General features: G+C 38.0%; 13 protein-coding genes and 1 pseudogene. 8 read left to right on the top strand and 6 right to left on the bottom strand.

Annotation, left to right across the window (positions count from 1 at the left end; genetic code table 11):
- Positions 1-85: integrase core domain-containing protein (locus HLH16_RS15935; protein WP_350643881.1), on the top strand; the 85-nt coding region annotated here is incomplete at its 5' end.
- Positions 86-108: 23 nt separating this feature from the next.
- Here HLH16_RS15935 and HLH16_RS10020 read toward each other — a convergent pair.
- A complete protein-coding gene (locus HLH16_RS10020; protein WP_171529203.1) occupies positions 109-321 on the bottom strand; it encodes a hypothetical protein in 213 nt (70 codons plus the stop codon).
- 705 nt (positions 322-1026) lie between these two features.
- Between HLH16_RS10020 and urtA the strand changes: the two genes are divergently transcribed.
- The 5 genes from urtA to urtE all read left to right on the top strand — a co-directional run bounded on the left by urtA (position 1027) and on the right by urtE (position 6677).
- Positions 1027-2307, top strand: a complete 1281-nt coding sequence (urtA, locus tag HLH16_RS10025; RefSeq protein WP_171529238.1) for an urea ABC transporter substrate-binding protein — start codon at positions 1027-1029, stop codon at positions 2305-2307.
- A gap of 152 nt (positions 2308-2459) precedes the next feature.
- Positions 2460-4064, top strand: coding sequence for an urea ABC transporter permease subunit UrtB (gene urtB, locus HLH16_RS10030; RefSeq protein WP_502707646.1), 1605 nt, complete (start codon positions 2460-2462; stop codon positions 4062-4064).
- 5 nt (positions 4065-4069) lie between these two features.
- Entirely contained in the window at positions 4070-5140 is a 1071-nt protein-coding gene (gene urtC, locus HLH16_RS10035) for an urea ABC transporter permease subunit UrtC (RefSeq protein WP_171529205.1), read from the top strand.
- On the top strand, positions 5141-5968 hold the full coding sequence (urtD, locus tag HLH16_RS10040; protein WP_171529206.1) for an urea ABC transporter ATP-binding protein UrtD: 828 nt from the start codon (positions 5141-5143) through the stop codon (positions 5966-5968).
- A gap of 10 nt (positions 5969-5978) precedes the next feature.
- Positions 5979-6677, top strand: a complete 699-nt coding sequence (urtE, locus tag HLH16_RS10045; RefSeq protein ID WP_171529207.1) for an urea ABC transporter ATP-binding subunit UrtE — start codon at positions 5979-5981, stop codon at positions 6675-6677.
- 293 nt (positions 6678-6970) lie between these two features.
- Here urtE and HLH16_RS10050 read toward each other — a convergent pair whose 3' ends face one another.
- From HLH16_RS10050 to HLH16_RS10065, 4 genes and pseudogenes are all read right to left on the bottom strand, one after another.
- Positions 6971-8392: a cryptochrome/photolyase family protein gene (locus HLH16_RS10050; RefSeq protein WP_171529208.1), complete on the bottom strand. Its 1422-nt coding sequence runs from the start codon at positions 8390-8392 to the stop codon at positions 6971-6973.
- 120 nt (positions 8393-8512) lie between these two features.
- Positions 8513-8662, bottom strand: a pseudogene (locus tag HLH16_RS10055) (lipocalin family protein); the annotation flags it as partial.
- Positions 8663-8852: 190 nt separating this feature from the next.
- A complete protein-coding gene (locus HLH16_RS10060; RefSeq protein WP_171529209.1) occupies positions 8853-9170 on the bottom strand; it encodes a hypothetical protein in 318 nt (105 codons plus the stop codon).
- Positions 9171-9390: 220 nt separating this feature from the next.
- Complete coding sequence (locus tag HLH16_RS10065) at positions 9391-9864, bottom strand: CinA family protein (RefSeq protein WP_171529210.1); 474 nt, start codon at positions 9862-9864, stop codon at positions 9391-9393.
- A 239-nt stretch (positions 9865-10103) separates the two neighbouring features.
- Here HLH16_RS10065 and HLH16_RS10070 point away from each other — a divergent pair, with 239 nt between their 5' ends.
- Complete coding sequence (locus HLH16_RS10070; RefSeq protein WP_171529211.1) at positions 10104-11516, top strand: iron-containing redox enzyme family protein; 1413 nt, start codon at positions 10104-10106, stop codon at positions 11514-11516.
- 58 nt (positions 11517-11574) lie between these two features.
- Positions 11575-13734 carry a catalase HPII gene (gene katE, locus HLH16_RS10075; RefSeq protein ID WP_502707645.1) on the top strand — a complete coding sequence of 720 codons (2160 nt, stop codon included), beginning with the start codon at positions 11575-11577 and terminating at the stop codon, positions 13732-13734.
- A 112-nt stretch (positions 13735-13846) separates the two neighbouring features.
- On the opposite strand, the gene HLH16_RS10080 is transcribed toward katE, so the two are convergent.
- The gene (locus HLH16_RS10080; RefSeq protein WP_131287102.1) at positions 13847-14170 is read right to left on the bottom strand and encodes a pyrimidine/purine nucleoside phosphorylase; all 324 of its coding nucleotides are present in this window, start codon (positions 14168-14170) and stop codon (positions 13847-13849) included.
- Between the last annotated feature and the right edge of the window lie 211 nt (positions 14171-14381).

Consider the following 14381-nt stretch of genomic DNA (forward strand, 5'->3'; position numbering starts at 1 on the left):
TTATGCAACAAGTTGGCTGTGGCATTACAATCATGAAAGACCACATCAGGCTAACAAAGGAAAGCCACCTTTAATGGCTGCTTAACCTCTACTTTTAACTTCGGTTATTTATGGGAGGATTACCCATCCTTGAGATTCCAAGAATTTATCCATCTCAATAAATATTAAATTCGTGACTTTTTCTTCAATTTTATGCGCCAATTCTTTAAGTTCATGACTTTTTGCGACCAGCTTATTGTCCAATTTAGATCGATAAGATTGCTCACCATCATGTTGTATTGATTTGGCAAATATTGCTTGCAAGCGTTGTTCAGGTGTCATGGTTTCTACTCACTTTTAATTAATAAAAGCCTTATTCATTATAATGTGGCTCAGTTCATATATTTCAAGTCAGCATGAAAAAACAGGACTCAATCCTAAAAACGAGTAGAGGATGGGAGTTTTACTTCGATTTTTCGTTTCGTACAAATCATTGGATGTATATTGCAAATAGATGATTGAAAATAGCGCTACAAAATTGATTGCGCTTTATTTTTGTAGGTAAATGCTTACAAGAAAACAAGTAATTGTCACTATAATTTAGCTTAAATATATGTAATTATTCATTTAATAAATTCCATCATGTATAGATGGAAATCGCATAATAATAATTATAAACACATAACTTAACTTATAATAAGGTAAGTTATGAAGAGGAAGCAACAGATCTAAGCCTTATAGTTTTGGGAGAGACTATAAGGCTTTATTTTTTTAAATATTTTTCTTATCTACTTAAAAAATGAACTCAACCTGGATACTTTCAATTCTGCATCCTCATCGGTCAATTATTTATATTTATTCCATTTCTATGGTGTAGCACTCGTTCCATTTTAGTGCTCATAGAATAGAAAGCGCCGACCATTTAATCATTAATATTTATAATAATCATTAATTTAAGTATAGGTAGTCACAATTGGCACATTATTTGAATAACACATTCTGACTTTACAAGAAAATGCCTTAAAAAGGGTCGGAGAATAAATGATGATGCAACAAAAATTGATTTCTAAAAGTTTACTTACTGCTGCATTACTGGCAAGCATTTCACTTGCAGGATGCTCAAAATCTGCTGAAAAAAAAGAAGCAACTCAGCCTGAAGCAAAAGCAGCTGCGACAAGTGGCGATACGATCAAAGTCGGTATTTTACATTCCCTTTCAGGCACGATGGCAATTTCTGAAACATCGTTAAAAAATACCGCATTAATGGCGATCAATGAAATTAATGCAAATGGGGGGGTATTAGGTAAAAAATTGGAAGCTGTTGTGGTTGACCCGGCTTCCGATTGGCCTTTGTTTGCAGAACGTGCACGTCAGTTAATCACTCAAGATAAAGTAGCAGTGATTTTTGGTGCCTGGACTTCAGTATCGCGTAAATCAGTATTACCCGTGGTTGAAGAATTAAACGGCTTAATGTTCTATCCAGTTCAATATGAAGGACAAGAACAATCAAAAAATATTTTCTACACCGGTGCTGCACCAAATCAACAAGCAATTCCTGCTGTTGAATATCTTATGAGTGAAGAGGGTGGTAACGCTAAGCGTTTTGTATTGTTAGGTACAGACTATGTTTACCCACGAACCACTAACAAAATCTTGCGTGCATTCTTAAAATCCAAAGGTATTGCTGAAGCCGATATTATGGAAGAGTATACACCCTTCGGTCACAGCAACTATCAAACCATTGTGGGGAATGTTAAGAAATTTGCTGCAGGTAAAAAGACTGCGGTAATCTCCACAATCAATGGCGATTCAAATGTACCCTTTTACCGTGAATTGGGTAACCAAGGTATAAAAGCTTCGGATATTCCTGTTATGGCATTTTCAGTGGGTGAGGAAGAACTCCGCGGCATTGATACCAAACCACTAGTAGGACACTTGGCGGCATGGAACTATTTCATGACCGTGAAAAATCCGGTTAATACTAAATTTATTGATAAATACAAACAATTTGCAGTGGAGTACAAGCTACCGAATGCAGCGAAGGTTGTAACCAATGATCCAATGGAAGCGACCTATGTCGGTATTAACATGTGGAAGCAAGCGGTAGAAAAAGCGGGTACTACAGATGTAGATAAAGTGCGTGAAGCAATGGCAGGGCAAACTTTTGCGGCTCCATCGGGTTATACCTTGAAAATGGATGAAACCAATCACCATTTACATAAGCCGGTCATGATTGGTGAGATTCGTGGAGATGGTCAGTTTGATATCGTTTACAAAACACCGAATGCTATAAAAGCGGAGCCATGGAGCCCGTATATTCCTAAATAAGTTTTCCCTAAGCCTGTTGCATGTGCAGCAGGCTTTTTTGATTTATTTTTCCCTCATGGGATTAACACTTAATAGGGAGGCTTAGCATGATTTATCGAATAAATTACCCCACTATTCTATTCATTATTACTCAATTTTTTTTCCTGCAAAATTTGAATGCAGAGACGCCAAATTCTTCTTCAGCAGAAAATTCTCAAGTCATTACTCAGGCTGAAAACACGCATAAGGCAGTTGCCTCATCGGGTGATACGATTCAACAATTTGTCCATGCGGGATTTTCTGAACGTCGCAATATGTTAAACCAATGGCCAGCCAGCATTGAAGAGCTCGATCGTTTGGTTGCCTATGTGAATAAAAATGAACTGTATACAGATGGTTCTGGACAAACCTATATTTTAAAAAATGATGAAAAATTATTCAGCTATCCAAATGAGCAAGTCATAGAAACTTGGCCATCAGATTTATCTCAAGTCACCTTGGTGAACACCTTGCGTAAGGCCTTGAGCTTTGGACAAGCCAAAGTAAGATTACAGTCTGAAGATGCTTCTCAGCGTTTAGAAGCTATTGAAATTTTGGAAAATAATTTATCCGAATTGGATACAGCAATGGTGAATGCGCTGTATTTAAATGAAACGAATAACAAGGTTAAAGCCCGATTAGAACAACTCAAAGCACGTTTGGACTATAGCAGTACAGATGTATTGGTCCAGATCCAAGCGGCAAAAGTATTAAAACAATCGAATCATCCCGATGTACTGGCTTTGGTTGAACAAGAACTGCAACAACCAAATTTAAATCCAGAATTAAAAGCTGCATTAAGGGATGCTAAAAGCAGTATAAAAACCCGACTTCAAGCCAGTGAATGGACAGGACATGTCTTTTCAGGTTTGAGTACAGCCAGTATTTTATTGTTGGCTGCCTTAGGTTTGGCCATTACATACGGTTTGCTCGGTGTCATCAATATGGCGCATGGCGAACTGATCATGATTGGCGCATATACCACCTATGTGGTGCAAAGCCTGTTCAAGACCCATTTTTCAGGATATATCGACTGGTACTTAATTGCTGCAATTCCTGCAGCATTTGTGGTCAGTGCATTGATTGGCATGTTGATTGAAAGGACCGTGATTCGTCCCTTGTATGGTCGTCAACTTGAAACTTTATTGGCAACTTTTGGAGTCAGTCTGATTCTTATGCAATTGGTACGTATGATTTTTGGTGCACAAAACGTCGAAGTCTCCAATATTTCATGGCTTTCAGGGGGCATTTCAATCACTCCAAGCCTGATGCTGCCTTATAACCGCATCGCCATTATTGTCTTTACTGTGGCAGTTTTTCTGCTCTTGGTTTATCTACTGAATAAAACACGTTTTGGTCTATTCGTTCGTGCCGTAACGCAAAACCGTCAAATGGCACGTGCTGTAGGGATTCGTTCAAGCCGTATCGACATGCTGGCTTTTGGTTTGGGTTCAGGTTTAGCCGGCCTGGCGGGTTGTGCTTTGGCACAAGTCGGTAATGTTGGCCCTGACTTGGGTCAAAACTACATTATTGATGCTTTTCTTGTTGTTGTCGTCGGTGGTGTAGGACAAGTCTGGGGTGCAGTTCTTGCAGCACTCGGTTTAGGGATTAGCGGTACAGTCCTTGAGATTGGAATGGGAGCTGTGCTTGCAAAAATTATTTTATTGGTTCTTGTGATTTTGTTTATTCAAAAACGCCCACAAGGTTTATTCGCCATTAAAGGTCGATTTGTGGAGTAAGCACTATGAAAATCACATCATTCCTATCCGATAAACCTTATAGCGCAGTGGCCATTGCTGTGTGTTTTGCCATCATGCTGATTTTACCCTGGTTTCATTTACTGCCAAGCGATTCAAGTCTGCATCTTTCTGCTTATTGGGTGACCTTGATCGGCAAAATCATGTGTTTGGCCTTGGTGGCTTTAGCGCTTGATTTGGTGTGGGGGTATGCCGGCATTTTAAGTCTTGGGCATGGTTTGTACTTTGCCCTCGGCGGTTATGCCTTTGGCATGTACCTGATGCGTGAATCCGCAGGGGACGGTTTACCTGACTTTATGCGCTTCTTAAGCTGGACGGAACTACCGTGGTATTGGGTGGGAACAGACCATATTTTATGGTCACTCAGCTTGGTGATTTTAGTTCCGGGACTTATCGCTTTTATCTTCGGATATTTCGCTTTCCGTTCAAAAATCAAAGGCGTGTATTTCTCCATCATCACCCAGGCCATGACTTTCGCAGCTGCATTGTTGTTCTTCCGCAATGAAACAGGCTTTGGCGGGAACAATGGTTTTACCGGTTTTAAAACCATTTTAGGTATGGATATTACCTCTACCTCAATGCGTGCAAGCTTATGCTTTATTACCGCTTTAGTATTGTTACTGTGTTTTATCGGCTTACGTCATTTAATGAATAAACCTTATGGACGTGTATTGGGGGCAATTCGAGATAGTGAAAATCGTCTGCAATATTTAGGTTATCGGACACTTTGGTACAAGCTGTCTGTATGGGTACTTTCTGCAGTCATTGCGGGCATTGCAGGAGCGCTTTATGTCCCACAGGCGGGGATTATCAACCCCAGTGAAATGAATCCGGTGAATTCCATTGAAATGGCTGTGTGGGTTGCGGCAGGTGGCCGGGGAACTTTAATTGGACCTATTCTAGGGGCAGGTTTGATTAATGGCGTGAAGACCTATTTCACTGTGGCTTATCCAGAAGCGTGGTTGCTCATTTTAGGAGCACTCTTCATTGTGGTGACGATTTTCCTCCCAAAAGGGGTGATTGGCATGTTCGACCGCTTTAAAAAGGAGAAAAACTAAATGTCAGATTTAGGATTAAACGCACAACAACATGGTGGTCAACTGGGCGAAGGCTATGGACGTTTAAAAGAAGCAGGACCTGACTTTAGCCATGGCATCGCTTTATATTTAGAAAAAGTCAGTGTTTGGTTCGATGCATTTCGTGCCTTAAACGATTTGTCGCTTTACATCAAGGAAGGTGAGTTACGTTGCATCATCGGTCCAAATGGGGCAGGTAAAACCACACTCATGGATGTGATTGCCGGGAAGACGCGCCCAACGGAAGGCACAGCATTTTTCGGTCAAAACTATGACCTCGCGAAAATGAGTACCGAAGAAATTGCTGAAGCAGGGATTGGACGTAAATTTCAAAAACCCACCGTGTTTGAAAATTTCACCGTGATGGAAAACCTGTTGCTTGCTGCACCTAAAAATAAACAGGTAAAGAAAAGTTTTTTCAGCAGGCTAGAGCCAGATGCTCAACTTGCTTTGGAACAGTCACTCGAGCAAATTCGTTTAAAAGAATTCATTAACAAACCTGCCGGCTTATTGTCTCATGGTCAAAAGCAATGGTTGGAAATTGGCATGTTATTGATGCAACGTCCAAAACTGATTTTGCTAGATGAACCCGTGGCAGGAATGACCGATGCTGAAACGGAACGAACGGCTGAACTTTGTCTGGAACTCAAAAAAAACCATACCTTGATTGTAGTGGAGCATGACATGAGTTTCATTAATAGCATCAGCGAAAAAGTGACGGTATTGGCTCAAGGGGCAATTTTAGCGGAAGGTACATTGGCAGAAGTTCAAGCCAATGAAGATGTGATTGAAAAATATTTAGGACGTTAAGGAGTAGACCATGTTAGAAGTCAAAGACGTCAATCAGTTTTATGGCGGCAGTCATATTTTACGTGACGTATCCTTGCAAGCCCCTATAGGTGAATGTTCGGTTGTCCTTGGACGCAATGGAGTAGGAAAAACCACTTTATTGAAATGTTTGATGGGCATCTTGCCAATCAAATCGGGACAGATCCTGCTAGATGGAAAAGACATTTCCAAACTGAGTCCTGAACAACGTGTTCGTGCTGGCTTGGCATATGTTCCACAAGGACGGGATATTTTTTCGACCTTGACTGTGGAAGAAAATATCCTGATTGGGATGGCCAAATTTTCAGGCGCTAAAACCAAGAAAGTGCCTGAGCATCTTTATGAAATTTTCCCGATATTGGATGAAATGAAACATCGCCGTGGTGGAGATTTATCAGGTGGTCAACAACAGCAGCTTGCGATTGCACGTGCGCTCGCTTCTGAACCGCGTGTATTGATTTTAGATGAACCGACTGAAGGCATTCAGCCATCGATTATTAAAGATATTGGCAAGGTGATTCGTAAACTTGCGGATGGTGGGGAAATGGCCATTGTTTTAGTGGAACAATTCTATGACTTCGCTGAAGAACTCGCAGATGGCTATACGGTCATGGCACGTGGGCAAGTGATTGCTCATGGTGAGGGAAGTGAAATGCCTGAGAAAGGAATTAAAGATTTGGTGGCGATTTAGCCTTCTCCTAAAGCCAAAAAAAAATCTCCAATTTGTATGAAAAAATTTAATTATTTTTTGTCAGTTTTAACTTACAGAAATTCAAGTCTATCTCTTATATTTTGCAAATAGACTATTATTTATGATTAAGACATCAGGAACAGGATGTTCCGGAACAAAAAACAAAAATTATAAGTTTTAAGATCAGGGAAGTAAGGCAGCGCAAAGAGATAAAAAATCCCAACAGTCATGTTGGGATTTTTTATTGTGTATTGATTCTGCTATTTCAGCTTAAATAGCTAATGCTGATTGATTTAAATATTTTTAAAAGCCTCTATTGCCCGAATTCGCGTTTGTTTCAAATCCGCAATCGGTTTGGGATAATTTAAAGCCAAATTAGAATTTTTGGCATAAGGCTCATGGATGGTTTTGGCATCTAAATGAGTCAGTTCAGGAACCCATTGGCGAATATAGTCACCATTTGCATCAAACTTTTGCGACTGGCTGATGGGGTTAAATATACGGAAATAGGGCACTGAATCCGTGCCGGTAGAGGCACACCATTGCCATCCGCCATTATTTGCTGCCAAATCACCATCAATTAAATGTTGCATAAACCATTGTTCACCCAATCGCCAGTCAATCAGCAGGTTTTTGGTCAGAAACATGGCTGTGATCATGCGAACACGATTATGCATCCAGCCCGTTGCCAATAATTGACGCATTCCTGCATCTACAATCGGAATACCGGTTTGCCCTTGCTGCCAGGCAGCCAAGTCTTCAGGTGCATCACGCCATTGGATTTTTTGTGTATCTGCCTTAAAGGGCTGATGTTTAGACACTTGCGGAAAATCAAATAAGATATGTTGATAAAACTCGCGCCATAATAATTCATCAAGCCAGGTTTGCTGACCTAAATGTTCTATATGGAAATGTCCATGCTGTCGATGAAATAAGGCCTGAATACATTGACGGATAGAAATCATGCCTAAATTTAAATAGGGAGATAATTGGCTGGTTGAATCCAGATGAGGAAAGTCTCTCTCTTTCTCATAGTGAATCACTTTATCATTGATAAAATCATCCAACAAAGTTAAGGCATATTCTTCACTGACGGGCCAATGATCCTGTAATTTTATCGAAGGATGATCTGGATATAATGCTGCAAAAGTGCAAACCGGCTCATCCTCGAGTGATTCAAATTGAAGATTAGCCTGTACTTCAATTGGAGGATAACACTGCGGTAAACTCACACTGAGTCGTTCATAGCAATTTTTCTTGAATGCGCTGAAAACCTGATAAGGTTGATGACTCTTGTTGCGAATGCTGCCCACAGGAAATAAAGTACGGTCATGATACAGCTCAAGTGATTTATTATATTTATCTAGGAGCTTTTGAAGCTGGGCATCGCGCTTTAACTCATTTACACCCAGTTCAATATTGGCATGTATGCTATTGATATTGAGTTGCTGTGCAAGCTGCAAAACGCCTTGTGGAACATCTTTCCAAAAAGGAATATGCCGAATCATTAAGGGAATATTCAGCGTTTTTAGCTGTGTTTTAAGCGCCTGAAGCTGTCTTAAATAAAAATCTATTTTAACAGCAGCATCATTGTGTAAAGCCCATTGTTCAGGTGAAATGACGACCAATGCAATGCAGGGGCCCGCTTGTGTGGCATGCCAAAGAGCAGCATGGTCTTGAATGCGTAAATCCTGTCGAAACCAAATGAATTGCATGGATGTATAATGTCTCGAGAAGGTATATTGATTATGATTCTATGCAATATTGAGGCATAAAAAAAGCATGAACATCAAGTCCATGCTTCAAATGATTCATTATGAAAATTACTTTTGAATCTATTTTGTTTTGATCACATCACTCAAGTCATATCCAATAGATTCAGCATAATCCAAATATTCCTGTACGACTTCTGGTTGAGGCTGCTGTGAACGAGAAAGAATCCACATGTATTTTGTATCGGGTTCACCGACTAATATCACGCTGTAAATCAGTGTAATAAGGGCGATTGATTTAGTTTTCGCGCCAATATTGATCAGATTCACTATTTTGAGTACGGTTTTTATTTTCTAAATTGGTCGCCATTATTTAACTCCTGATTTTTTGAACCCGCATGGGAGAGTATTATTGAATACTTTCCACAGCTGAAAATTTGAAACCTAACCGTTAATACAATATTTATTGCTGCTGATCATCATTTACATGTTTTAAAGGTTGATTAGGATTTTGTTGCTGTTGCTGTTGCTGTTGCTGTTGCTGTTGCTGTTGCTGTTGCTGTTGCTGTTGCTGTTGCTGTTGCTTTTGCTGATCTTGCTGATCTTGCTGATCTTGCTGATCTTGCTGATCTTGCTGATCTTGCGGGTTTTGCTGGTTGGGTTGACGCTGCGAATCATTTTGTTGCTGCTGCTGACCTTGATTTTCATTTTGCTGTTGTGGTCGATTTGGATTATTGCGGCTACTATTATTTTGATCTTGCTGATTATTTACATTACTCATTTCTACACCTCAATATAATATATTCGTGATTTTATAAAATCCGTATAAACCAGAGATAATTATTAGCATGAATTTTAGATTAAAAAACCCAATAGATGTTACACATTGTGTAATATCTAATTAATGTTATTTTAAAACAAGGTATATAGTGGAAATGTATTAATAAATTAAAAAGAAAAGTAATAGCTAATTAAAATTAAAATTTAAAAACACTAAAAAATTAATTATTTTGAATGATTTTAATTAAACTCTTGGAGATATAATTAATCAGTTTTTTTAATTTTTCTTCCTTTTCTCCTTTGCAAAAGCAACGATAACTATATATTTTATTATTATATAAAACGGAATAGAAAAAAGTTCCGACTGGCTTATCCTTAGTTTCTGAACCACCCTGTTTGAGCAGCCCAGTACATCCAACATAGATATCTGATTTAAATATTTTTTTTGATTTTTTAACTAGTTCTTCTGTAATTTTAGAAGATTCAGGTGTGTACTTCTTAATCATTCTCGATGGGATTTTTAAAACATTTTCTTTTATTTTTAAATCATAACAAACCAGTCCACCATTTAAAATTTCACCCGAAAATGGACCAAAGGAAAAGCGGTAAGCCAAGTAACCTGCAGAAGCACTTTCAATAAAAGTAATATTAAGTTTATTTTTGGCTATTAATTTACAGCATTTAGTAATAGACATATCTATAACTTTATTCGGACTTAATCCTATTATTTTAAGGAGGGATTTAGATATTCACAATATTTTTTTTAGCTGTGTTTTATTAAAATTTTTGGATTTATATGTGTTAAGTGATTGAATTTTATAAATAGATAAAAATTAATTAAACATAACTTAAACGAATAATAACAATTTGAATCTTTCACCGTGTCATATTGGTAAATTAGGTTTATAGCAGACTTACCGCGTGGAGAATAAAAATGCCAGTAGCAGTAAAAGAAAAATTGCTAGATTTACTTGATAACAACCATCAAAGTTATTGCGATTTAGTGAGTTTTTTTCTAGATTCAAATATTTCTACACCCGATAAGGAACGAAAAGCATCTATTTTTTTAAAAAAAGAAATTCACACCCTCAATTCGAGTCATTTCAATTTTCCTTCCAGTTTAGGTGAAATTCATCAATGGATTGTGAATAACAATAAAATTCAATGTCATGAATATCAATTATACAAAGAAAGAAGAAATAGCGGGGCAGAGCGTGAATATTTTAAAAATGTAGGGCAAGCATTTGAATTTTTAATCAAAGTTGCTCCGGTAAAGCGAGTAGACGGTTCATGGTTATATAGCATAGTTCATTACTGGAATGACCCGGTTTTCAGAGACTTAATCCAGATTTATATTGAAGAATTAGGATTAGGACGGGCTAAGTCGAATCATGTTTGTTTATTTGATGATTTACTTTTTAATTTAGGTTTAGAACATTTCGTATTAGAACTAGAAGATGAATATTATCATCATCCTGCAATTCAATTAGCACTTGCATACGCTCCACCAGAATTTATTCCAGAAATTATTGGTTTTAATTTGGGATATGAGCAACTTCCATTACATCTTCTGATTACCAATTATGAGCTTAAAGAATTAGGCATAAATTCCCAATATTTTAATCTGCATATCACCATAGACAATATGGATAATGGTCATGCAAATTTATCTATTAAAGCACTTGAGAAAATTTATAGTAAATTCAAGGATAAAAATTCCTTTATGGATAAAGTAAAGGCGGGTTTTGCTTTAAATAATAAAGGATTGAGTTCATTACAGATTATTAAAAACCTCAATTTAGAAGCTTTGGTACTTAAAATTCTTAAACGTAAAGCTTTAGTGGGGAATGTGATTCATAGCGATAAATGTAAATTGAATTCTAAATCCATAAATGAGTGGCTTTCGACTCCTAATTTAGTCGAAGAATTTGTAGAAGTCTTGATTGAGAAACAATGGATCAAGATGGATCAAGACCCTGAAGAAAGTCGCTTCTGGCAGTTGATTAGTCATGAAGAGGGAAAAATGTATGGTGTCTTTAATTCGACAGAAAAGCAGATTATTTATGATTGGATTGCAGGAGATCATTCTAAAAACTTTAATTTAAATACGCAGAAAATCCATCCTGCTGATAAAAATGATTTTATATTTAGTTATTTGTCTGACGGAGAGTTGGAGGCGATTCAACATCAGATTTCAGCAACAGGCAATCTCGCGATGAAGATGAATAAATTGCTTCCTTATTTAGCACCTCATTCCCACCACAGTGAAATTGGACTTTGGTGTACTCAACGTTTTGTCAATTTTCTTTTTCCATTTTTGAGCGATAAAAATTCATCACTCCATTAGCTGAATATCGATAAAAGGTTTTGACAGTTATTGATGATTTAAACGATATCCCCCTCAAATGATTATTTTGATCAATTATATAGGTAAAAAAATGGACAATAAATCGAACAAAAGTGAAGTGGCAGGCACGGATACTTTAGATAAACAAAATCAAAGCGCAAAAACACAACAGTTAGATGCCTTCCGTAGTGATGCCACGGATCAAGCACTGACAACCAATCAAGGCGTAAAAATTGCCGATAATCAAAACAGCTTAAGGGCTGGAGTGCGAGGTTCAACCTTATTAGAAGATTTCATACTCAGGGAAAAAATCACGCATTTTGATCACGAACGTATACCTGAGCGAATTGTGCATGCGCGTGGTGTAGGTGCGCACGGTTATTTTCAAGCTTATGCAGGAAATGAACAATATACCAAAGCCAGTTTTTTGACTGATCCCGATATTCAAACGCCAATTTTTGTACGCTTTTCGACAGTTCAAGGACCACGTGGTTCAGCAGATACCGTACGTGATATTCGTGGTTTTGCCATCAAGTTCTATACGCAGGAAGGAAATTACGACCTGGTCGGTAATAATGCACCGGTCTTTTTTATCCAGGATGGGATTAAATTTCCTGACTTTGTCCATGCAGTAAAACCAGAACCGCATACAGAAGTACCTACGGGCGGTTCTGCCCATGATACATTCTGGGATTTCGTTTCATTGGTTCCTGAATCGGCTCATGCGGTGATGTGGGCCATGTCTGATCGGGCGATTCCTCGCAATCTACGTTCAATTCAGGGTTTTGGTGTCCATACCTTCCGGTTGATTAATGCCGAAGGTAAAGCCATATTCGTGAAATATCATTGGACACCAAAACAAGGCTTGAGCCAGTTGGTGTGGGATGAAGCGCAAAAATTGGCAGGGAAGGATCCAGACTTTCATCGACGGGATTTATATGAAGCAATTGAAAATGGCTTCTATCCTGAATGGGAACTGGGCATCCAAATTGTACAAGAACAAGATGAAATGAAGTTTGATTTTGACTTGCTTGATCCAACCAAAATTATTCCTGAAGAACTGGTTCCTGTTACACCCATAGGAAAATTTGTACTGAATCGCAATGTTGATAATTTCTTTGCTGAAATTGAACAAGTCGCATTTTGTCCTGGACATATTGTACCGGGAATTGATTTTAGCAATGATCCACTTTTGCAAGCCCGCTTATTTTCCTATACAGATACGCAATTGAGCCGTCTGGGTGGACCTAATTTCCACCAACTGCCGATTAATAAGCCCGTTTGTCCATTTCATAATAACCAGCGAGATGCGATGCATCAAACTACGATTCATAAAGGTCAGGCATCTTATCAACCGAATTCGATTGACAATAACTGGCCGGTAGAAACAGCACCTGCTGCAGAAAATGGTGGTTTTGAAAGCTATCAAGAACGCATTGATGGTAAGAAAATTCGTGCACGCAGCGAGTCTTTTTCTGATCATTTTTCTCATGCACGTATGTACTATAAGAGCTTGGCGCCTCACGAACAAAAGCATGTGGTCGATGCCTATACTTTTGAGTTAAGTAAAGTGCAACGCAAACATATCCGAGAAAGGGAAGTGCAAAAAGTACTGGCAAATATTGATTTGGATTTAGCTCAACAAGTGGGTAAAAACCTGGGAATTGAAGTTGCTGAGTCAGCACAAAATATGAAGTCATCCACAGTAGAAAAATCAGCAAAATTTACCATGCAGGCTTTTATTCCTGAAGATATAAAAGCCAGAAAAATTGCTGTACTGGTTCATGACAAGGTGAACCAAGAGAATATTGAAGCCATTCAGCAGTGGGCTAAAACTGAAAATGCGGTTGCTCATATACTTACGCCTACGCCAGCAGCCGTTTTAAATAGCAAACAAGCCAAACTGGATTCCAATGGTATGCAGAAAGCAGAGCCATCTATCGCTTATGATGCAGTGATTGTTGTAGATGGTGACAACTATGAAGTGGTGAAGCAAGATGGTGTGACCAAACATTATATTCTTGAAGCTTATAAGCATTTAAAACCGATTGTATTTTTAGGTGATAAGCAAAAACTGCTTGATGCCCTGCAACTGGTTACTGATGAGGGGACTTTGAGTACGGACAGTTTTTCTACAGTACAGGATAAATTTAAGGATTTAATTCGTCATCATCGTATTTGGGAAAGGGAAAAAAATGCGGAAGCAATTCCTGCTTAAATGCTTATCAAAGCATCTGTTTATTATTAAGCGCTTGTAGAACAAATTATCACTGAATGGGGCAACGGCAATGTTTCTCCATCCAGTGATACATCATCATTTATGAGAAAATTTAGTCTTCTAGGTGACAAATATAGTCTAAGACGTCATCTGTCATAATCTTGAAACGACTATTTTTGGGGACATAAAATGATTGTCCCGCATAATAAATCTCACCCTCTAGGTCATTTGCTATTTGAACATGACACTTACCTGAAATGATTTCTATACGTTCAGCTACAGATGTTTCAAAGGTTAAAGGTCGTTCTGTAGGTAAAATGACGCCTAGTGTTTTTTTTATTCCATTTTTGAACTGGATCGTACGGCTAATAGATAAACCATCAAAATAAATATTTGGTTTTTTTACTACAGAAACAAAATCGAATTGAGTTGACATTAAGATGCTCCTGAAAGGTATTTTTATAATAATTGAGCTCTTACAGAATATATAATGATAATAAAAACATGTACCTAAGATATATATTTTTTTGTTTAATTGTGTAAATTTCATACAGTAGTTTTTTGCACAAAAATTATAACTTTGAGACAGACAGGCATTTAAAGCCTCCGAGAACCAATCCATAAAATCCAATGGATAGGTTGGCTTG

Origin of the sequence: Acinetobacter sp. ANC 5378, assembly GCF_013004315.1 — a bacterium.
Taxonomy (GTDB): domain Bacteria; phylum Pseudomonadota; class Gammaproteobacteria; order Pseudomonadales; family Moraxellaceae; genus Acinetobacter.

Coding starts and splice junctions, on each gene's coding strand:
- HLH16_RS10060 (WP_171529209.1), bottom strand. CDS start 9,170: ATGAGTAATGTAAATAATCAGCAAGATCAAAATAATAGTAGCCGCAAT.
- HLH16_RS10065 (WP_171529210.1), bottom strand. CDS start 9,864: ATGTCTATTACTAAATGCTGTAAATTAATAGCCAAAAATAAACTTAAT.
- katE (WP_502707645.1), top strand. CDS start 11,575: ATGATTATTTTGATCAATTATATAGGTAAAAAAATGGACAATAAATCG.
- HLH16_RS10050 (WP_171529208.1), bottom strand. CDS start 8,392: ATGCAATTCATTTGGTTTCGACAGGATTTACGCATTCAAGACCATGCT.
- urtC (WP_171529205.1), top strand. CDS start 4,070: ATGAAAATCACATCATTCCTATCCGATAAACCTTATAGCGCAGTGGCC.
- urtD (WP_171529206.1), top strand. CDS start 5,141: ATGTCAGATTTAGGATTAAACGCACAACAACATGGTGGTCAACTGGGC.
- urtE (WP_171529207.1), top strand. CDS start 5,979: ATGTTAGAAGTCAAAGACGTCAATCAGTTTTATGGCGGCAGTCATATT.
- urtA (WP_171529238.1), top strand. CDS start 1,027: ATGCAACAAAAATTGATTTCTAAAAGTTTACTTACTGCTGCATTACTG.
- HLH16_RS10020 (WP_171529203.1), bottom strand. CDS start 321: ATGACACCTGAACAACGCTTGCAAGCAATATTTGCCAAATCAATACAA.
- HLH16_RS10070 (WP_171529211.1), top strand. CDS start 10,104: ATGCCAGTAGCAGTAAAAGAAAAATTGCTAGATTTACTTGATAACAAC.
- HLH16_RS10080 (WP_131287102.1), bottom strand. CDS start 14,170: ATGTCAACTCAATTCGATTTTGTTTCTGTAGTAAAAAAACCAAATATT.